The following is a 19,622-nucleotide window of genomic DNA, read 5'->3' on the forward strand; positions in this document are numbered from 1 at the left end:
ATGTCCGCTCAGTAGGTGGCCGTAACGCCCAGTCCGAAGGCTGCTCCAAGCGGCGGCGACGTCCAATAGAGCGGCGCTGGCGTTACGGCATGGTCCACCTGGCGCCTGAGCAACGCGTCTTCCACGATCCAGATCGCTTCCGCGTAGCCGTGCACAGACCATCTGTCGGAGAGTCGCCACGCGCTGCCAAACCGCGCCCCTATTCCGAACAGGGCCGTGCTGCGTACACGCATGTTCCACGGATCTTCTGGGACGAACCGGACAGCGCCGAGCGTCGCAAGTCCGCAGCCGAACAGGTGGCGGCCGCGAAGGCAGGTCACGGTGGCTGCCGTGAAGGCCGTCGTCCCCAAGCGCATGCCCTCGACCTCCTTCGCCAGTGAGACCAGCCCCCGTCCTTCCACCGCGACCGACCAGTCGGGCCGGCGAACGCCGACGGACATGGTCATGCCAGCCGCGGCCCCCGGTGTGATCCCCAGGCCGAGCGTCGCCCCGAGCCCCGCCTCCAGCCGCCAGCGCTCTGTCGGCGCTGGCATCGCCTCATGCAGCGGTGGTTCCGGCGCGGTCCGGCGCGCCTGCGGAAGCGGCGTTGAAGGCGGCAGCGAGCGCTCGGAGGGCGATGGCGCCCGCTCCGGCGCGTTCAGGATCTGCGCCACGATCGCGAGGGCCACACCGGAGATCAGCTCCGCGCAGCCGCGCCGGGTGCTGAACCCCTCGGCCCAGGCTGTATCGCCCGCATCCTCACTCTCGCGCAGGGCCATTAAGGCGGTGAGCTCCGGCCCCTCCTGCGCGATGCTGACCGTGAGCACCCGCGACGCGTCGTCCTCGAACGGATCGCCGCCGAGCCCGCGCGCCACCTCGGCGCGCAGGAGCGCCTCGTCGGCGCAGCCCTCGGCGCCGGGGCCCCGCACGACCTCCAGCCGCATCGCAGCCTGCGGCAGATCCGGCGCGGCGCGCGCCGCGGCGACGCACAGCAGGACCGTGGCCGCCGTGGCCGCGGCGACGGCAGCGCGCGCCAGCCACCTCGCGCCCCCGCGCGGACCGATGCCGCACCGGGCCAGGCGCGCGCCGAGCCTCGGTCTGGCGCAGGGCCCGCTCATCGCGACGGCTCGCTCCCCGGCGCGCCCTGCTTCGGAGCGGCGAGGCGCGCCAGGGCGACCGTGCGAAGCCGCTCCCGCACGTTCTTCAGCTGGCCCCCGGGAAACCGCTGCTCGTGCGCGGTGATCTGCCGGAGCGCCCCCGCCGCATCACCGGCGGTGAGGCGCTCTCGCGCCGCGCTGAGCAGCCGCAGTTCCTCCGCGAACGAGTCATCGCGCTCGCTGGCCTCGATGGCCCGTGGCGCCGCCCGCGGAGCAGCAGGGCACGGGCGGTGGGGCGCCTCGGGCGCGCGAGCGACGGGCCCCGGCTCGGGCGCCTGCTGCGGCGGGGGCGCTGCGAGGCAGGCGCCGCCCGCGGGCCGCAACTCGGGCAGCACCGGCCCGAAGCGGCGAGCCCAGAGGGCCGGCGGCGGCGCGAGGGCGGTCAGCACGGCGACCGTTCCGGCGACGCCCGCCGCAGCCGACCCGAGGGCGACGCCGATCCGGCCAGGCCTCCGTGGCAGGGCCGAGGTGGCAGGCGAACGCGGCGGCGGTGCCGGCGGTCCGGGCGGAGCTGGCGGCACAGGCGCTGCCGGCGGCGGTGCGGGTGCCGCAGGCGGCGCAGGCGCCGGCGGTGCGGATGCCGCAGGCGGCGCAGGCGCCGGCGGCGGTGCCGCCTGCGCCATGGTGCTCGCGCCGCCATCGCGCGCCAGGAACTCCGACGCCAGCGGGAACGGGAGCCAGCACGCGCGCAGCGCCTCCCGCTGGTCCGGGCGGAGCCGCGCGACGGCGGCGCGGTAGTCCTCACGGGCCAGGCGCAGCCGGTTGGCGGCGGTGTTGTAGTTGATGCCGAGCTCGCGCGCGATCTCGACGATCGGCACCTCGCAGGCCTCGTGCAGGACGAGCAGGACCCTCCGCTCGGGGGCGATCGTGCTCAACACGTCGATCGCGAGCTCCAGCCGCTCTCGCTCGACGACGCGCTGCTCGCTGCTCGGCGCGGGATCGACGGCGTGGCCGCGCGGCGCGGGGTGCAAGCCGTCCGGCACCTCGCGGCGGCGGTAGGCGCGTTCCAGGTGCTTGCTGACCTTCCGCCACGCGATCCCGAAGAGCCATCGGGCTTCCGCGCTGCCGCGCGGGCGCCGGCCATCCCGCTGCGGCGGCTCGCCGGCCGCGTCCGCCTCGCGCGGAGGCGACGACGAGGCGGAGGCCGGGTAGTCGGGATCGAACCGATCCAGGCTCTCGTACGCCGCAAGGAGGACGTCCTGGACCAGGTCCTCCACGTCGGGCGCGGCGACCCCCAGGAGCCGGAGCGAGCGCGGGAGGGTTTCGAGCGCTGCGGCGTGGACGGAATTCCATGTAGCGGTGCGGGAGGCGTCAGCGGCGGGAGGAACGTGGGTGCTCATACCCAGAATTGCGGGGAGCTCTTCGGGTCTGTTTGGAAAACGCACGGCCCGGCGCACGGGACGGAGGCGCTCCTGCGGCGAGCGTCGCGCTCATGACAGGCTGCGGCTCTCCGGCGGGATCCGCGCCGAGTGGGGCGAGATCGTCTCCATGTGGGCCAGCACCTCGGCCTGACCCCAGCGGTCGAGCGCGTCCATTTCCGCCGGGCCGAGCAGCCGGCGGATCGCCCCCCAGGTGCGCTCGAACTCGAGCGCGGACAGGTGCTGCGACAGCGCGGTGAGGGGGCTCAGGTCGGAGTCGTCGCCGCGGTACGCCGCGTAGGCCTCGGCGTCCCATCCTTCCAGCGGGAGCGCTTCCGCCTCGTCGATGCGCCGCTCCAGCGCGTCCTCGGTCTCCGCCCAGGCTCGGGCGATCTGGAGGAGCTTCGCGATCTTGTCGAGCGGCAGGCCGAAGCGCGCGACGCGGTGCTCCTTGCGGCGCGATAGCCACACGACGAGCACCTGCCACATGGTCCGCCAGTCCGGCAGCCGGTCGAGGACGAAGTAGCGCTCCTCGATCCACGCGCGGATCTGCGCCGCAGCCGCCGTGCCCTGGGAGCGCTCCACCTCGGCGAGGAACGCCGCGATGTGCACCGCGATCATGCCCTCGTAGTCCCGCTCCTCGTCGTCCAGCGCCTCGATCGCGATCTCCGCCCGGACGCAGCGGCGCGCGGCCGTCTTCACCGCCTCGACGTCGTCGATGCGGAGCCCGAGATCGGGCCAGAAAGGCGTTGCCCTGTCCAGGCTGAGGAGCCGGACAGCGCTCGTGTAAGCGTAGGATACATCGAGGTCGAGGAGATCGAGGGTGGTGTTCATCGGCAGCGCAGCCCGGCGTGGTCTGGAGCGGCCAGCGTAGCCGCGCCGGGGGTGAACAGGTAGGTCGCCCTGACCTCGGATCGCCTCTCCGGCCGGAGCCGTTCCACAGCGGTCTCCGCCCACCTCTGCACCGGAGCAGAGCGGCGGTCACCCGCACAGGAGACGGGCCCAGATCGGCGTTTTCGGCGCGCAAGCGCGCTCCGGTGCGCTGAGCACCGAAGACGCCGAGGTGGGCCCGTATCCGAAGCGGGTGACCGCCGCGCTAGACTGCGGGCATGCGATTCGAAGGCCCACGCGCTCCGGGCACGCCGCTCGCGGCCGCGATTGCCGCCTCGCGGAGGTCGTCGTGACCGAGTCCGCCCACCGGCCCGAGATCGAGCGCGCGCTCCGCTTCATCGCCGCGAACCTCGAGAGGCCCATCACGGTCGCAGACGTCGCGCGCGCGGCGCGCCTCAGCGAGTTCCACTTCCACCGGGTGTTCCACGCGGCGGTCGGCGAGCCGATCGGGCGGTTCATCACCCGGAGGCGGCTCGAGCAGTCGGCGCTGCGGCTCGCGTACGAGCCGGACCGCAGCATCACGGATGTGGCGCTCTCGTCCGGGTACTCCTCCGCGTCGAACTTCTCCAAGGCGTTTGCGGCGCACTTCGGCTGCAGCCCGTCGCAGGTGCGGAGCCCGGAGCGCGGCCTCCCCGTCGCGATCGGGAAGCTCACGTCGCTCTACGGAAAGGACTTTCGGCCGGAAGAGCTCTACACGCTCCCGCCCGAGCGCGGGGTCGACGAGCGGCGCCGCGAGGCGGCGGCGTGGAGCGCGCGGGTCCGCTTCGAGACCACGAGCGGGCTCGATTTCGCATGCCTCGCCAGCCCGGGCGGGTACGACCTCTCGGCCCTCGAGCGCCTCTGGTCGGACCTCATCGCCGCCGCCCGGCAGCTCGGGCTCTGCGAAAACGCCGTGGATGCCTGGGGCGTGCCGCACGACAGTCCGCAGATCACGGCCCCCGAGCTGTGTCGATACCACGCTTGCGTGCCCTGTCCGAAGGCCATCCCGCTGCCGCCCCCGCTCTTCCGCGGCCGGATGAGCGAGGGCCGCTACGCCGTCTTCCGCTATGCCGGCGAGGTGTCCGGGATTCCAGAGGTGTATCGCAGCATCTATTCGTGCTGGTTCAGGGAGAGCAGCCTCGCGCCCGACGACTTCACCTCCCACGAGCGCTACGTCACGGACGCGCCGGAGGGCGGCCGCGTGGACCTCGAGCTCTGGTTCAAGGTGAGGCCGCGCCGCTGACCGCAGCAATCCAGGAGAACTCCTCCGCAGCCCCGGAGATGCGACGCCGGCGCCCCCGGCCGTACGGTGTCTCGTGACCGGATGGCCCGGTCCACCATGGAAAGGGTTGCGGGAGGCGCGATGGGAACGCTGAGCACTTCGAAACGAATCCTTGTCACCGGCGCGTCGCGCGGGATCGGACGCGCGACCGCGCTCGCTCTCGCCAGGCAGGGGCACACGGTGGCCCTCGCCGCCCGCGACGAGGGCGCGCTGAGGGAGCTCGCCGGCGAGATCGCGCGCGCGGGCGGGAAGGCCGAGGTCGCCCCGATGGATGTGACGGACGACGCGAGCGTCGAGCGAGGGATCGCGCGGCTCCTCGAGGCGGGGCCGTGCGACGTCGTGATCAACAACGCGGGATCCTGCGACCAGGCGGACTTCCTGGTACAGAAAATGGAGACCCAGCGCTCCGAGATGGATCTCAATTACTGGGGCGCGGTGCGGGTGACGCGCGCGCTCCTGCCGTCGATGCTCGCGCGCCGCTCGGGCGTCGTCGTGAACGTCTCCTCGATGCTCGGGATCGTCGCGTCGCCGACGACGGCCAATTATTCGGCGACAAAGGCCGCGCTCAACGCATGGTCGCACGCGCTCCGGGGCGAGGTCGGTCGCTTCGGCGTTCAGGTCGTCGTGTTCGTGGCGCCCCACACCGACACGGCGTCTGGCCGCCGCGTCCGCTTCGATGGCGTGGTGAGCCTGCCTGTCGAGTACACGGTCGAGGCGCTGCTCCGGGCCGTCGATCGGGCACCCCGGCAGGCGGCGGCGAGCCCCGTCTACCGGCTCCTCCTGCGGCTCGCAGGGCTCTTTCCGGCCTTCATCGAGTCGCGGGTCGCCGCGTCGGCACGGCCGCACCTGCTGCCGAGCTACGGGGCTGGGGCGCGCGAAAGTCCGGCGCTGCCGACGGGTCCTATCCAGGGAGCTTGAGCAACAGCCCCTGAGCCTGGCCAGGTCAAGCCGACGAGTCGGGGGCACGGCGCAGAGGGCGCGACGACCGCCCCACAGGCGCCCGCCTCGACGCCGGCCCCGATCGGTTGTCCATCGCACCAACATCGCATCATGGCGCGAGCGCGGCTTCCCAACCGCGATGCGCTTCTGATACAGCCATCTTATTGCGGGGGGAACTACGGGAGGGAAACGATGGCGAACGAAATGGACGCCACTTCGGGGCTGCTGCATACATTTCTTGCATCCTGTCCAGAGATGCTCTTCATCGCGGGCGTCGATGGGGATGTGCTGCAATCGAGCCGCGCGCTCCGTCAGGCGCTGGGGGCCGGGATAGAGCATGGCAATTCGCTCACGGCGCTCGTCCATGAGGAGGATCGAGCCGACTTCGCCGCTGCCTGGACCCGGCTGAAGGAGCAAATAGAGCCGGTGCAGGTCGATGTGCGCCTGATGGACGCCCAGGGGGCGTACCGGCGCCTGACGTGCAACGCGAGCCGGGCGCCCGAAGGGGGCACGATCCACGGGTCGTTGCGGCAGGTCGACGCCGACCGCGAGAGCAGCCGGGCCGAGCCGAGCCTCAAGGAGCGGCTCCTCGACGGTCTGGCGGACAACCTCCAGGTCGCCATCTGGGCCATCGATACCCAGGGGACCGTCATCTACCACGACGGGAAGGGGCTCGACGCCGCCGGGCTCGCGAGGGGCGAGCTCCTCGGGAAGAACCTGCTCGAGCTCTATCCCGAGAAAGACCGCATCATCTTGCGGGGAGCGCTCGCCGGCGCGATGGCCCATGACCACAACACGGCGCACGGCGTCCATTGGGAGAGCTGGGTCGTCCCCGTGCTCAACAGGCGCGGCGAGGTCGACTCGGTGCTCGGGTTCTCGCTCGACATCACCACGGTGAGGCGCGCGCAGGACGAGCTGCGGGCCAGGATCACCCAGATCGAGAAGCAGCAGGAGGTGATTCGCAACCTCTCCACGCCGATCATCGAGGTGTGGAACGGGGTGCTGACGCTCCCCATGATCGGCGTGGTCGACAGCGTGCGGACGGCCGAGGTGATGGACGCGCTGCTCGCGCGCATCATGGAGAAACAAGCCCATTTCGCGATCCTCGATCTGACCGGGGTCGAAGTGGTGGACACGAAGGTGGCCAGCCATCTCATCGAGCTCGTGGCGGCGATCCGCCTGCTCGGCGCCGAAGGCATCGTGGCCGGCATCAAGCCGAACGTGGCGCAGACGATGGTCGCGCTGGGGCTCGATCTCTCGACGATCGCGACGCAGCGCGATCTGCGGGCTGCCCTGAGCTACTGTATCCGGCGCATGGCGCCGCAGCCGCCGCAGGAGAACCGCGCCGGCGTGACCGCGAGCTGACGGGGCCCCACGCGCGGCGGCCCCAGCGAAGGTCGAGCTCGCTGCGGCGCCGGAGAGCGCCTCCGGCGCGCCGCCGTCTCCCTTTTTTCGGCGAATGCGGCGCACCGGGAGGGTGCAGAAGCGCGGCAACGGAGCGATGATGCGCCGGTTGCAGCGAGGGCCGCGCTCGGCCTCGCATCGGGCTCACGGGGTGGGTGCGTGCACACGACAGCCGAAGACAGAGCAGAGACTCTCCGCATCGATCCGCGCCTCCTGATCGAGGCCCTGGACGACCCCGCGCTCGTCATCGACGCGCAGGGCGCTGTCCTGTGCAAGAACGAGCAGCTCGATCTCCTCCTGGCGGGGCTCGGGGCCCCGAGCCTGCCGCTGTCGCCGGAGGGCGATCGCGTGCTGCTGTCGCTGGCGCCCGCGGCCGCCGACGTCGCCCGGATCCAGGCGCTCCTCTCGGGCGAGGTCGATCGAGCCGACATCGACCTGCCGGACCAGGGCCCCGGCGCGCCGCGGTGGGTGCTCCGCGGGCTCGCCTGCACGATCGGCGGCGGCCGCGGCGCGCTGCTCCGCCTCGTCGATGAGGGCGAGCGCCGCGTCCGGGAGCACCAGCGCCGGTGCGCGCAGGTGGTCGAGGCGGTGCACCTCGGCTGCACCTTCCTCTCCCTCGAGGCCCCGGCGGACGACCGGTCGCTCCGGTACGTCTACATGAACCGTGCTGCCGAGCGGATCGCCAGCAGGCCCACCGCGGCGATGCTCGGCCGGACCATGGACGAGAGCGTCCCCAGCCTTCGGCAGCTCGGCATTCCTCAGCGCCTGGCGGAGCTGATCCGCAGCGGCGGGACCGACGAGAGCGAGCTGGTCCTCCCCCAGGAAGCGGGCACGCGCGTCATGACGACGTGGTCGTTCCCCGTCGGAGATCAGTGCGTCGCCGTGGTCTACGACGACGTCACAGAGCGCAGGGCGACCGAAGCGTCGCTCGACAGCACGCGCGTCCTCCTCGACGGCATCATCGAGCACCTCCCGCTCCTGCTCTTCGTCAAGGACGCTGCGGATCTCCGCTACGTGCGGGTGAACAGGAGGTTCGAGGAGTTCCACGGGCACGCGCCGGGAGAGCTGATCGGCAAGCGCCTCGTCGACTATTTGCCGCAGGCGCTGGCCGCGAAGATCGATGCCGAGAGCCGCGCCGTGCTTGCGGGGGGCGTGCCGGTCGAGGTGCCGGAGATACGCATCCCGTCGAAGCTCCTCGGGGACCGCATCGGCCACGCCCGGTGGATCCCCATGGAGGACGCCAAGGGCAAGGGCCGTTATCTCCTCGGGCTCATCGAGGACATCACCGAGCGCAAGAAGATCGAGGACGCGAAGCGTCAGGAGTCGATCCTCCTGGAGACGCAGCGGCGGCTGCTCGAGCTCATCCAGGAGCTCTCGACGCCGAGCATCCCCATCCACCCGGGCATCCTCGTCGTCCCGCTCGTCGGCCAGATGGACAGCTCGCGCGGCGCCCAGCTCGTCGAATCGCTCGTCGCCGCGGTCGAGCGGCACCACGCCGAGTTCGTCATCATCGACATCACCGGCGTCACGTCGGTCGACAGCGCGGTGGCCAACCACCTGCTCCAGGCCACGCGCGCCGCGGGGCTGCTCGGGGCCGAGTGCAGCGTAGTCGGCGCCTCGCCCAGCATCGCCCGGACCGTGATCGAGCTCGGCATCGAGTTCGACGAGCTGGCGACGCACCGGGACCTGCAAGCCGGGTTCCGGCACGCGCTGGCGCGGAAGGGGTATGTGATCACCCCCCGTGCGCGCGTCGATCGACAGGCCTGAGCGCGGCGGAGCCGTCCGCGCAGCGCGAGACGGCCGCTCGCGCTACCGCGCCGGCGTCACGAGCTCGGCGAGAACATGATGGGATACACCACGGTGACGACGCCGCCCTCGGGCGCCGAAAACGTGAACTTCTCGAACTCGCGCAGCACGCAGCTCACGACCGCGCGATCCGGCATGGGCGCGCTCGCGGGCGAGGGCGGGGGGCTGTTCGGCAAATCGCCCTCGGCGACAGCGGTCACCTTGCCGTCCCTGCCGATGACGAAGCGCACCGAGATCCGGCCAGCGAGGTTGGGATCGCGACGCAGCCCGGCTTCGTAGCATTTGCGCAGCTCACCGAACCGCGCGCGCACGACGCTCCGGATCTCCTCGGGGGCCAGCCGGCCCGAGACCTCCATCGACAACGCGCGAAACGAGGGCGGCGCCCCTGGCGGCCCGGTGAACTTGCCTTCGCGGGGGAGGGCTCGGAGCATGAGGATCTCCGGCGTCGAGGCCGGCTGTCGCCCCTTCCATTGCCGGGCGCGGCTGAGCGTGGTCGACACGACCTCCTTGACGTCGGCGAGGCTCGCTCCTGGCACGGCGCGCAGGCCGATGCGGTCGAGGCAGGTCCGCGGCGCCTTGGCGCACGCGGCTTCTGCGAGCTCCGCGAGCGCGGCGGAGGCGCGTTCCCGCTGCGGGCCCACCGCCTCGCGCTTCACGAGCGTCCGGACGAACCCGCCGCCCTCCGAGGCGCTCGGCGGGGAGACGGTCAGCTCGAAGAGGCTCACCTCCACGTCGCGTTCGCGGACATCGACGGCGATCTCGATCCACGGCGGCTCCGAGGCGTCCTCACCGGGAGATCCGGGCACGGGCGTGCGGAAACGGAGCCCGCCCGGGCCGGTGCGAAGCAGCGCCACGGGGTAGCCCGCGAAGGCCGCCGTGCGGGAGACGCTCTCGACGACGATCCAGGCGACCGATTCGTCCGCGGCGACGGCGATCTCGCCCTGCGCGGGCGCGCCGCGGTCGCTCTCGCGGGCCCGCCGCGCCTGGAGCTGCTCGAAGAGCTCATCGACCTTGGTCAGCTGGCCGAGCTCGGCGATGCTCTTCGCGTCGCCGACGAGCCGGCCGTCCAGGAGGATCTGGTGGCCTCGGATCTCGACCTCCGGCGGCGAGGCCGCGTCGGGCGGGGCCTCTGGAGCGACGGGCGGCGCCGCGGGCGCGATGGGTACGGCGATCGGACGCTCGGTCGGGGCGCGCGGGGGAGCAGGCGCGGCGCACGCGCAGAGCGACGCTGCCAGCAGGACGGCGGGGCACCAGGTCGGGTGAGGCATCGAGAGGCTCTCTCCAGGGGCGCGACGCTGAACCGCCGCGATTCGAGGATGCGAGCATACCTGTTCAGGCGAGCGCGAAGCGAGGCTGGCGATGCGGTGAGGGCCTGACTCTTCCGCTCGTGCCCCTTGCGATCCGGCCGGTCCGTACCAGAGCCTCCGGACACCGCTCATGCCTGAAGGCGACACCCTCTTCCGCATCGCCGCCGCCCTCGGCCCCGCGCTCACGGGCGCGCGCGTCGTCGCGCTGGAGCTGCCCCGGAGCGACCAGCCGTGCCGTCGGCTCGTCGGCCGCCGCGTCGAGCGCGTGGAGGCGCGCGGCAAGAACCTCCTCATCTTCTTCGACGAGGGGACCGTCCTCCACACGCACCTGCGCATGAGCGGGGCCTGGCACCTCTACCGCGATGGCGAGCGCTGGAAGCGGTCCGAGGCGACGGCGTCGGCCATCCTCGCGGTCCCGGGCTACGTCGCCGTCTGCTTCCGCGCGCCCGTCGCGCGCTTGCTCCGCGCGAGCGCATTGCGCGGCGATCGCCTCCTCGGCGGCCTCGGCCCGGATCTGCTCGGCGGCGCCTTCGATGCCGCCGAGGCGCTCCGCCGCCTCCGCGCCCTCGACGAGGTGCCCCTCGGCGTCGCCGTCATGGACCAGCGCGTCGTCGCCGGCATCGGCAACATCTACAAGAGCGAGCTCCTCTTCCGGACGCGGCTCGACCCCTTCGCCCCGGTCCGGGCGTACTCCGACGAGGAGCTCTCCGCGATGCTCGACGTCGGCCGCCGCCTCCTGCAAAGCAATGTCGAGCCGCGAGATCCCCCCGGCATGTACCGTGGGTCGACCGCGCATTACGCGGCCACACGCACGACGCGCGCCGGCGGAGACCGCAGGAAGCCGGTCAGCGTGTACGGCCGCGAGGGGCGCGCCTGCTACGACTGCGGCGCTGCGGTCCAGATGCGCCGGCAGGGGACGATGATGCGATCGACCTACTTCTGTCCCCATTGCCAGCCGACCCGTGCCGCGCCGCCGCCGTCCGGGCCTGCTCCGTCCGCGCCATGAACTCGGCCGCCGGCGGGCGCGCTGCGGCGCGCGCAAGAACACCAGCGTTCCGGGCGATCCCGTGTCGCGCGCAACCGTGCTGCCCGGCAGACCTTTCCGGCGCTCTGAGCGTACGATCCGCTCCATGCGCCTCACCCTGCTCCTGATCCTCGCGCTCGCGCCCGGGTGCAGCAACACCCTGGACGAGCCCATCACCCCGGACAACGCCGGGAGCGCAACGCCCCCTCCGGCCCCCGTCTCCTCCTCCTCGGCAGATGCGCCGGGCTCACCGCCGGAGACCGGCACCGCCGAGGCCGAGATCGACCCCCGCCTCGCCCCGCTCATCGCCGCCGCCTTCCGCGACTACAAGCCCTGGGGGCGCGTCGACGACGAGCTCCGCTGGGCGCCCTGGCTGTGCCGGATGCCGCTGCCCGGCCGCGTCCGCATGAGCGCCGCCGAGGACGGCGGCCACGCCCGCAAGCTCTACTCGGTGTTCGCCAAGCACCGCGATCGCTATCCGCTCGTCGAGGGACAGGCGCCCGTCGCCCAGCCGGTCGGGCAGGTCCTGATCAAGGAGAGCTATGTCCCCGAGCTGGTGGAGGACGGCGCGGCGGCCGCCCTCCCGGGCGCCGGCGCCACCCCGCCGGACGCCATGGATCATTTCGATCCCATCCTGCGCGACGGCGATCGCGTCTACCGCGCGTCGCGCCTCGCCGGCGCCTACGTGGTGCTCAAGGTCGCGCCGGACACCCCCGGCACCGACGCGGGCTGGGTCTACGGCACGGTCACGCCCGCGGGCGAGGTGACCTCCGCCGGCCGCGTCGCCTCGTGCATGGGGTGCCACGTGAGCGCCCGTCACGAGCGCGTCTTCGGGCTCGCGCCGGCGCCGTCCGCGGCGCCTTGACGGGCTCCGGGCGCCGCGGCAGCGTCGACGACCCCGGCGAGCGCGTCCAGCGACATCGGCTTGACGAAGTGGGCGTCGAACCCTGCCGCCTCGGCCCGGCGGCGGTCCGACGCCTGCCCATACCCCGTGAGCGCGACGAGCGCGCCCGAGCACAGCCCAGCCTCCCGCAGGCGACGCGCCACCTCGTAGCCGTCCATCCCAGGGAGCCCGATGTCGAGAAGCACGAGATCGGGCCGATGCTCGGCCGCGGCCCTCAGCGCGCGCGGGCCGTCACCGGCGATCCACACCTCTTGCCCTAGGGCCAGCAAGGCGTCGGCGAGGGTGCTGGCCGCGTCCACGTTGTCCTCGACGACGAGGACGCGGAGCTTCCTCGCCGCGGGAGACGGCTGCTCTCCGTTCTTCGAGGGCGCGGACGTCGCCCCGACGGCCGCCGCGGGGAGGCGCTCGTCCGCCGCCGCGGGGAGGCGCTCGTCCGCCGCGACGGGCAGGCGCTCGTCCGCCGCGACGGGCAGGCGCACGATGAACTCGCTGCCTTGACCGAGCCCCGGGCTCGTCGCTTCGATGCTCCCGCCGTGGAGGGCGACCAGATCGCGGACGATGGTCAGCCCGATCCCGAGGCCGCCGGGCGCCCGATCGAGGCTGCGATCCGCCTGATGGAACAGCTCGAAGACCTGGGGCAGCACCTCCCTGGCGATCCCGATCCCGTCGTCACGGACGCGCAGCTCCACCTGGTCCCCGCGCTGCTCGACCGTCACCCCGATGTGGCCCCCGACGTCGGTGTATTTGCACGCGTTGGTGAGCAGGTTGACGAGGATCTGCTCGAGGCGGACTGGGTCCGCGAGGACGTGGACGGCGGCCCTCGGCAGCGCGAGCCGGAGCTGGTGCCGCCGCGCCTCGATCTGCTCGCGCGTCGACTCCACGGCGCGCGCCACGGCGGCGTTGACGTCGATCCGATCCTTGCGGAGCTCGATCTTCCTCCGGGTGATGCGCGACACGTCGAGCAGATCGTCCACGAGGCGCATCAAGGTCTTCGTTTGCCGCGCGATCACCTCGACGTGCGGGTCCGGCGGCCCGCCGCGGCACCTCCGCCGGATGAGCTCCACGGCCACGCAGATCGGCGCCATGGGGTTGCGCAGCTCGTGCGCGAGCATGGCCAGGAACTCGTCCTTCCGGCGATCCGCGTCGGCCAGCGCGTCCTCGACGCGCTTTCGCTCGGTGATGTCCAGGGACGAGCCGACGAACCCCAGGAACGCTCCGGCCGCGCCGAAGCGCGGGGCGCCCTGCGTCACGACCCACCGGCTCTCGCCGTCCCGGCGGAGCATCTGGCACTCCAGCATGAACGGCTCGCGCGTCTCGATCGATTCGGCGCACGCGCTCGCGACGAGCGGGCGCTCGTCCGCGTGGATCGCGTCGAGCCAGCCGTCGCCTAGCTCCTCTTCGAGGGAGCGCCCCGTGAAGCGCAGCCACGTCGTGTTGACGTACTCGCACCTGCCGGAAGGCCCGGACATCCAGATCATCATGGGGGCGCAGTCGGCGAGGGAGCGGAAGCGCTGCTCGCTCTCGCGGAGGCGCTCGACGTCCTCGGCGACCTGGCGGCGGAGCCTCGCGATCTCGATGCGCCCGCCGATGCGCGCGAGCAGCTCGCGGACCGAGAACGGCTTGACGAGGTAATCGTCCGCGCCCGCCTCGGCGCCGTGCACGCGCGACGCTTCCCCGGATCGGGCCGAGAGCAGCACCACGGGGACGAGCTGTGTCCTCGGATCGGCGCGCAGCGCCTCGAGGAGCCCGAACCCGTCGAGCCCGGGCATCATGACGTCGGTGAGCACGAGATCGGGCACGCGCGCCCGCGCGGCGCAGAGCGCCATGTCGCCGTTCTCGACGGCCTCCACGGTCCACCGCGTCGCGAGGACGTCCCGGAGGTAGCTCCGCATGTCGGGGTTGTCCTCGACGAGCAGCACGTGGCCAGCGGGGCCCTCCGCCGGGCGCGCGTGTCCTGCGCTTGCGGCGGGGCCCTCCGCCGGGCGCGCGTGTCCTGCGCTTGCGGCGGGGCCCTCCGCCGGGCGCGCGTGTCCTGCGCTTGCCGGTGACCCCAGCGGCAGCTCCGCCGACGGCGCGGCCTCGGCGCCCCACTGCGACGCTTCCTCGACGAACGCCTGGACCGTCACCGCCGTCATGCCGAGCTCCCGATCGACGCCGGCGCGCTCCGCAGGCACGTGCGCGGATCCGGCGGGGATGCGGACGGTGAACGTGCTGCCCCGGCCGACCTCGCTCGTCGCGTGGACGTCGCCCGCGTGGAACCGGACCAGCTCCCGCACCAGCGCGAGGCCGATGCCGGAGCCCTCGTGGCTCCGCCCGGGCGCCCCCTGAATCCGGTGGAAGCGCTCGAAGATCCGGGGGAGCTCGTCGGCGGGGATCCCCGTCCCCGTATCGCGGACCTCGAGGAGCACGTGGTCGCCGCCCCACCGCAGCGAGACCGCGATCTCGCCCTCGAACGTGAACTTGAACGCGTTCGAGACCAGGTTGAGGACGATCTTCTCCCACATCTCGCGATCGACGTAGATGCGCTCCGGAAGCGGCGGGCAGTCCACTACGAGCCGGAGCCCCGCCCGCTGCATGGTCGCGCGGAACGAGTTCGCCACCTCCGCGGTCAGCGCCGAGAGGTCGAGCGCCTCGTAGACCATCCGCATAGGGGCCGTCTCGATCCGGGCGAAGTCGAGCAGGCTGTTCACGAGCTTGAGGAGCCGCCGCGCATTGCGGCGCGCGAGCTCGACGAGCTCGCGTTGCCTGCCGGTGAGGCCGCCGGGCGCGCCGGTCAGGAGCTCGTCGATCGGGCAGAGCATGAGCGTGAGCGGCGTCCGGAACTCGTGGCTCACGTTCGAGAAGAACCTGGTCTTGAGCTCGTCGAGCCGGCTGAGCTGCTCGTTCGCCACGCGGAGCTGCTCGTTCGCGCGCTGGATCTCCTGTGCCCGCAGGAAGACCTCGGCCTCGACCCGCTCCGCCCGCGTCTTCAGCTCCTCCGTGCGCCGGGCCTGCTCGATCCCGCGCTGCTTCAGCCGGACGAACTCGGTCACGTCCTCGACGCGGTGGATGATGTACGCGACCTTGCCGTCCGGCCCCAGGAGGGGCGAGTTCAAGGGGCTCCAGTACCGTTCCTCGAAGCCGCCTCCCTCCGCTTCGGGGCGCGGGATATCGTACTTTTGCACGGCCATGCTGTCCGGGGCGCCCGTCTGGATCACACGCTCGAACGAGGCGCGCAGGTTCCTTGTCCCGGTCGCGTGCAGATCGTCCGGATTGTCAGGGAAGGCATCGAAGGCGTTGCGACCCAGGAGCTCCTCGCGCCGGGTGTTCGCGACCCGGAGAAAGGCATCGCTCGCGGCGATGATGGTGAAGTCCGGACGGAGCACGACATAGTTTCCCGGGAGCCCCTCGAAAATGGCGCGGAAGTCGGCGCTCGCGGGCAGCGCCTGCTCGCCCTCCGATCGCTGATGCAGCTTCGTGCTCGTCATGGCGCTCGTGGACATGTGCAGATCTTTGAGAGAAGACCTGGTGCACGAGACCACCCACCGCTACCCGGATCTCCGCGCCCCCGCGACGCTCGGCCGCAGCAGCGAGCTCGGCGCCGGCTCGCCGCTGGCGGGCGCCGTCTCTGGCTCCTCGGGCGCGGGCTCCATGATGCGCGCGACCCACGACAGTCCCTCCACGTTCTCCAGCGTGATCTTCGCGACCATCATGATGGGCACCGACAGCAGCGCTCCCGCCGGCCCCCAGAGCCAGCCCCAGAAGAGCATGCCGATCAGGACGGCGAGCGGCGACAGTCCCAGGGTCCGCCCCAGCACCCGCGGCTCCAGCACGTTGCCCACCAGCAGGTTGATCAGCAGGTACCCGACCGCCACGAGGGCCGCGGTGCCGGGGCCCTGGCTGGCGAGCGCGGCGAGCACGGCCGGGATCGTCGCCACCGCGGCGCCGATGTTGGGGATGAAGTGCAGGACGAACAGGCTCGACGCCAGGAGGAGCGCCAGGTCCACGCCCAGGAGGACCAGGAGCACATAGGCGAGGACGGCGACGAGCAGGCTCGTCAGCGTCTTCACCACGAGATACTTCTTCACCTCCCGCACGATGCGATCGACGTGCTCGAGCCCTCGCGCAGGGGTCGAGAGCAGCCGCCGCACCTTCGCGCCCGCGCCGGCGCCCTCGCAGAGCGCGAAGAACACGACGAGGAGCACCACCCCCAGGCTCGACGCCGCGCTGGCGACCGTGACCGCGGCCCCGCCGAGGAGCGGGACCAGGGACGCCGTGTGCAGCGTGCGCGACAGGAACTCCGGGTTCACCGGGAAGCCGCGCTCCGTGAGCGTCATGGCGAGCGCGCCGGTCATCGAGGACATCCGGACCAGGTAGGCCGGCACCTTCTCCTCCAGCTCCACCCCGGCGATGGTGACGACCGCCCCGACGAAGACCAGGATCGCCAGGTCGACCACGAGCGCGGCCAGCGCCCCGAGGGCCGCGGGCAGCCCGCGGCGGGTCACCCAGGTCGCGATGGGCGACGAGATCGCCGCGAGCGCCACGCCGAACAGCACCGGCACGAGGAACGGCTCTGCGTAGCGCAGCCCCACGATGACGACGACCGCCGCCGCCGCGACCACGACCATCTGAGCTCGACGAGACATCGTGAAGATCCCCATGGCCAACCTCGCTGCTGACGGGTTCTCGCGTCACCCCCGCTCCGGTGGAGCGGAGCGCTGCGCAGTCCCGAGAGGAGCAAGGGCTGCGCCACGCTCCGTCCACCCGATCCACGGCGCCGGCGAGCCGCGCCGCGGATCGGCGCATCGATCCGCGGCGCGACGACGTGGATCGCTATCGCGCGGACACCCGGGCATTGCCGGGTTGCCCGCCGTTCAGCGGCACCGCGCCGTGCTGGGCGGCGTCGGTCTTCGGGGTCGTCCCGGTGACGTACGCCTTGACCGCCTCGACAAGGAACCTGAGCCCGGCCGCGCCGTCGTTGTCCCAGTACTCGCCCTCGCGCGGGCTCACGTGGATGAGCGCGAGGGAGGGATCGTCCTTGCCCTGCGGGAAGAACACCTTCGCCTCCTCCGACCACAGCGCCTCGATCTTCGTCCGACTCCGCACGATCGAGGCAGAGCCCGACAGCGACAGGAAGCGGCGCCCCTCCTGGAGCGTCACATTCACCTCGGGGTGCGACTCGATCTCATCGACCTTGCCCGAGTCGATGCTGGTCATGAACCAGACGTCCCCGGTGTCGCTGTCGACCTTCATGAGCGCCATCGGGCGCGCCCGCAGCGCCCCCTGGCTGGCTTGCGTGACGAGCATGGCAGTCCGAAACTTCTTGAGGATCTCCAGCAGCTTCTCCCGCGATCCGGTTTCCATGGTTTCCTCCATTGAGATCGGGCGGTCGGTGCGAGATCCGGACCATGGCCCGAGCGCGCGGCAGAAGCCGCGGAACAGGGCTCTGCTATGCCGCACCGAGCGTGCGCTAGAGGCATTCCGCCACAGCGGCCGGCGCGGCCTGCCGCGCGCACGGAGCGACGGAGCCGGGGAGGGGACCGCGGCGGGCGAAGCTACGCTGCGCGGGCGAGCACGAGCGCCCCGATCACGAGCACGACGAGCGCGAGCGCGCCGGCGACCACCAGCGCCACCTTGCCCCACGCGATCGGCGCCGTGCCTGTGACGTGGCTCGCGTCCTGGCCGTGGACGACGGCGCGGTAGCTGCGCCCCTTGTAGCGGTAGGCGAGCACGTACGACGGCAGCGCCAGCCGGCGGGTCTCGAGCGCGTGCAGGAGCACCGCCACGTGCACGTTGCGGAACGCGGACCCCGGGATGACGCCTCGCTTCAGGGCGTCCTCCGCGCTGGCGGCGATCCGCTCGCTGACGATCTTCCGCGCCGCCGAGCGCTGCGCGTCGAACTGCTCCAGCACCGCGTCGGGCGGGCCGAGCTGCTGCTGTGTCCGGTGCGCGGCGGGCACCGCCAGGTCGAGCCGGAAGTACGGCGCGAGCTCCCGGGCCTCGTCGAGCGAGAGCCCACGCGAGGCGGACAGGAGCAGGTTGCGGAACGGCAGCTGCGTCTGTCCGGCGTGCGGGGCCCAGCTGCTCCGGTGGGCGCCCGCGTTCGAGTCCGCCGTCCAGCTCACCACGGCGTCCGCGCTGACGAGCCAGCCCGCCCACCAGATCGGGCGCAGCCCCTCGACGGTCGCCGCGCGCGAGAGATCCGACGGCCGGAAGAAGCCGAGCGTCGACATCCACTGGCGCAGCGCCTGATCGGCCTGATCGGGGGGCACCCCGAACGGGAGAAGCCAGTCGGCCTGATCGATCGGGTCGACGGGCTGCTCGATCCGCGTGACGGCGCCGCAGAAGCGGCACTTCGGCGCCTGGGCCTCGGCCGAGTACGAGACCGCGGCGCCGCACTCGGTGCACCGCAGCACCTGCACCGCCTGCGAGGCCGGGGCGCGGCCCTGCGGCGCGGCGAGGCCGCAGACGGCGCAGCGCAGGTCTCCCGGCTCCAGCGGCCCCTGGCAGCGCGCGCAGCACGGCCCCGTGGCGCTCGTGGTGGCCGAGGCGACGTCCATGCTCACGCTCATCGGGTCCCTCCGGTCGGTGCAGGCCTGCTCCCGCCCGGGCGGACGCCCTCGGTCGGCGCGGGGGCGGCGGCGGGGGTGAGCGGCCGCGCGGCGCCGCGCCGTTCGGCGGGATCGCGGCCCCGGTCGCGCGCCGCGGCGAGGACGAACGGCGCCGCGATCAGCGCGAGCACGAGCACGACGGCGAGGGCGATCTTGATCCAGGAGAGGGGGGCCTTGCCGTGGATCGCGCCGGTCTGGCCGTTGATGAGGACCCGGAAGGGCGGCTTCTGCGGGTCGTGCCGGACGGCGAGCACCCAGAGGGGCACATAGAGCAGCTCGAGCGTCTCGCGGTCGAGGCGCGTCTCGTGCGTCAGGCCGTGGTAGCTGTCCCCGGGCATGAAGCCCGAGAGGTCGCGGCCGATCTTCTCCAGCGCCTCCCGCCGCGCGAGGCCGTAGCACTCGGCCTGGGTCATGGTCGGCTCCTCGGCGATCCAGCCGCTGAGCACCGCGGGCGTGTAGCGCCGCATCGTGCGGAGGTCGAACGGCTCGATCGCCTCGAGCTCGGCGTTCGGGACGGCGCGAGACGCGACGACGAGCACGTCCATGACGTAGGTCGCGTGCTGGCCTTCGAGGTGCCGGTGCTCGGTCCTGGTGACGACGCGCGTCTGGGTGACGCTGTTTCCCTTGTCGTCGGTCGTCGTGTACGTCTCGGTTTCCTGGTAGTCCTCGCCGATCTGCGCCGCGTAGCGCGTCTGCGCCATCGCGGAGTACAGGTAGGCGGGCGTGTAGACGCCGCGGATTGAGTCGACCGTCGCCGTCTTGACGCTGGACTGCGCGAAGAAGCTCCGCTTCCCCAGCCACGCCTTGACCGCGCCCTGCGCGCTCTCCCGGGTCGTTGTGAACCCGAGGACGAAGTGCGGGGACGGCCGATCGTTCGAGGGCGGCCGCTCCACGACCGACGGCGAGGCGCAGTAGGGGCACACCGCGGTCCGCTGGTCCGCTTCGACGCGCAGCGAGGCGCCGCAGGTCTCACATTCGAGTTGCACCGGCGCCCGAGAGAAC

Annotated in this window: 15 protein-coding genes; 6 read left to right on the forward strand and 9 right to left on the reverse strand. The window is 72.4% G+C overall.

The annotated features are described in order from the left end of the window. Positions 1–8: 8 nt before the first annotated feature. The 3 genes from POL72_RS28545 to POL72_RS28555 form a co-directional block, all read right to left on the reverse strand. Positions 9–923 carry a hypothetical protein gene (locus tag POL72_RS28545; RefSeq protein WP_272099025.1) on the reverse strand — a complete coding sequence of 305 codons (915 nt, stop codon included), beginning with the start codon at positions 921–923 and terminating at the stop codon, positions 9–11. A 170-nt stretch (positions 924–1,093) separates the two neighbouring features. Continuing rightward, on the reverse strand, positions 1,094–2,476 hold the full coding sequence (locus tag POL72_RS28550; RefSeq protein WP_272099027.1) for an RNA polymerase sigma factor: 1,383 nt from the start codon (positions 2,474–2,476) through the stop codon (positions 1,094–1,096). Between the two features lie 90 nt (positions 2,477–2,566). Next, positions 2,567–3,328 (reverse strand): hypothetical protein, encoded by a 762-nt coding sequence (locus POL72_RS28555; protein WP_272099029.1) that lies wholly within the window; start codon positions 3,326–3,328, stop codon positions 2,567–2,569. Positions 3,329–3,674: 346 nt separating this feature from the next. Between POL72_RS28555 and POL72_RS28560 the strand changes: the two genes are divergently transcribed. The 4 genes from POL72_RS28560 (at position 3,675) to POL72_RS28575 (ending at position 8,756) form a co-directional block, all read left to right on the forward strand. Then, positions 3,675–4,607: an AraC family transcriptional regulator gene (locus tag POL72_RS28560; RefSeq protein ID WP_272099030.1), complete on the forward strand. Its 933-nt coding sequence runs from the start codon at positions 3,675–3,677 to the stop codon at positions 4,605–4,607. Positions 4,608–4,727: 120 nt separating this feature from the next. After that, a complete protein-coding gene (locus POL72_RS28565; RefSeq protein ID WP_272099032.1) occupies positions 4,728–5,564 on the forward strand; it encodes an SDR family NAD(P)-dependent oxidoreductase in 837 nt (278 codons plus the stop codon). A gap of 225 nt (positions 5,565–5,789) precedes the next feature. Then, a complete protein-coding gene (locus POL72_RS28570) occupies positions 5,790–6,950 on the forward strand; it encodes a PAS domain-containing protein (protein ID WP_272099034.1) in 1,161 nt (386 codons plus the stop codon). A 198-nt stretch (positions 6,951–7,148) separates the two neighbouring features. Next, a complete protein-coding gene (locus tag POL72_RS28575) occupies positions 7,149–8,756 on the forward strand; it encodes a PAS domain-containing protein (RefSeq protein ID WP_272099035.1) in 1,608 nt (535 codons plus the stop codon). Positions 8,757–8,812: 56 nt separating this feature from the next. On the opposite strand, the gene POL72_RS28580 is transcribed toward POL72_RS28575, so the two are convergent. Next, positions 8,813–10,063: an AgmX/PglI C-terminal domain-containing protein gene (locus POL72_RS28580; protein WP_272099037.1), complete on the reverse strand. Its 1,251-nt coding sequence runs from the start codon at positions 10,061–10,063 to the stop codon at positions 8,813–8,815. A gap of 169 nt (positions 10,064–10,232) precedes the next feature. On the opposite strand from POL72_RS28580, the gene POL72_RS28585 reads away from it, so the two are divergent. Both POL72_RS28585 and POL72_RS28590 read left to right on the forward strand, forming a co-directional pair. Then, positions 10,233–11,108: a DNA-formamidopyrimidine glycosylase family protein gene (locus tag POL72_RS28585; protein WP_272099039.1), complete on the forward strand. Its 876-nt coding sequence runs from the start codon at positions 10,233–10,235 to the stop codon at positions 11,106–11,108. A gap of 124 nt (positions 11,109–11,232) precedes the next feature. After that, positions 11,233–11,991: a hypothetical protein gene (locus POL72_RS28590; protein ID WP_272099041.1), complete on the forward strand. Its 759-nt coding sequence runs from the start codon at positions 11,233–11,235 to the stop codon at positions 11,989–11,991. Here the strand turns inward: POL72_RS28590 and POL72_RS28595 are convergent. The 5 genes from POL72_RS28595 to POL72_RS28615 form a co-directional block, all read right to left on the reverse strand. Next, positions 11,943–15,512, reverse strand: a complete 3,570-nt coding sequence (locus POL72_RS28595; protein ID WP_272099043.1) for an ATP-binding protein — start codon at positions 15,510–15,512, stop codon at positions 11,943–11,945. The genes POL72_RS28590 and POL72_RS28595 overlap by 49 nt on opposite strands. A 45-nt stretch (positions 15,513–15,557) precedes the next feature. Then, positions 15,558–16,655, reverse strand: a complete 1,098-nt coding sequence (locus POL72_RS28600) for an AI-2E family transporter (protein WP_272099045.1) — start codon at positions 16,653–16,655, stop codon at positions 15,558–15,560. A gap of 187 nt (positions 16,656–16,842) precedes the next feature. Continuing rightward, positions 16,843–17,373 (reverse strand): pyridoxamine 5'-phosphate oxidase family protein, encoded by a 531-nt coding sequence (locus POL72_RS28605; RefSeq protein ID WP_272099047.1) that lies wholly within the window; start codon positions 17,371–17,373, stop codon positions 16,843–16,845. Positions 17,374–17,564: 191 nt separating this feature from the next. Beyond that, positions 17,565–18,581, reverse strand: a complete 1,017-nt coding sequence (locus POL72_RS28610; RefSeq protein WP_272099049.1) for a zinc ribbon domain-containing protein — start codon at positions 18,579–18,581, stop codon at positions 17,565–17,567. Next, the gene (locus POL72_RS28615; RefSeq protein WP_308738134.1) at positions 18,578–19,606 is read right to left on the reverse strand and encodes a hypothetical protein; all 1,029 of its coding nucleotides are present in this window, start codon (positions 19,604–19,606) and stop codon (positions 18,578–18,580) included. Before POL72_RS28615 ends, POL72_RS28610 begins: the two co-directional genes overlap by 4 nt. Positions 19,607–19,622 lie beyond the last annotated feature (16 nt).

It is taken from the genome of Sorangium aterium (assembly GCF_028368935.1).
GTDB classification, from domain to species: domain Bacteria; phylum Myxococcota_A; class Polyangia; order Polyangiales; family Polyangiaceae; genus Sorangium; species Sorangium atrum.

Excerpts from the sequence above, each read along its gene's own strand:
- POL72_RS28580 (WP_272099037.1), bottom strand. The coding sequence starts at position 10,063 with ATGCCTCACCCGACCTGGTGCCCCGCCGTCCTGCTGGCAGCGTCGCTC.
- POL72_RS28565 (WP_272099032.1), top strand. The coding sequence starts at position 4,728 with ATGGGAACGCTGAGCACTTCGAAACGAATCCTTGTCACCGGCGCGTCG.
- POL72_RS28600 (WP_272099045.1), bottom strand. The coding sequence starts at position 16,655 with ATGTCTCGTCGAGCTCAGATGGTCGTGGTCGCGGCGGCGGCGGTCGTC.
- POL72_RS28595 (WP_272099043.1), bottom strand. The coding sequence starts at position 15,512 with ATGTCCACGAGCGCCATGACGAGCACGAAGCTGCATCAGCGATCGGAG.
- POL72_RS28610 (WP_272099049.1), bottom strand. The coding sequence starts at position 18,581 with ATGAGCGTGAGCATGGACGTCGCCTCGGCCACCACGAGCGCCACGGGG.
- POL72_RS28550 (WP_272099027.1), bottom strand. The coding sequence starts at position 2,476 with ATGAGCACCCACGTTCCTCCCGCCGCTGACGCCTCCCGCACCGCTACA.
- POL72_RS28545 (WP_272099025.1), bottom strand. The coding sequence starts at position 923 with ATGCGGCTGGAGGTCGTGCGGGGCCCCGGCGCCGAGGGCTGCGCCGAC.
- POL72_RS28605 (WP_272099047.1), bottom strand. The coding sequence starts at position 17,373 with ATGGAAACCGGATCGCGGGAGAAGCTGCTGGAGATCCTCAAGAAGTTT.
- POL72_RS28590 (WP_272099041.1), top strand. The coding sequence starts at position 11,233 with ATGCGCCTCACCCTGCTCCTGATCCTCGCGCTCGCGCCCGGGTGCAGC.
- POL72_RS28585 (WP_272099039.1), top strand. The coding sequence starts at position 10,233 with ATGCCTGAAGGCGACACCCTCTTCCGCATCGCCGCCGCCCTCGGCCCC.
- POL72_RS28570 (WP_272099034.1), top strand. The coding sequence starts at position 5,790 with ATGGACGCCACTTCGGGGCTGCTGCATACATTTCTTGCATCCTGTCCA.
- POL72_RS28555 (WP_272099029.1), bottom strand. The coding sequence starts at position 3,328 with ATGAACACCACCCTCGATCTCCTCGACCTCGATGTATCCTACGCTTAC.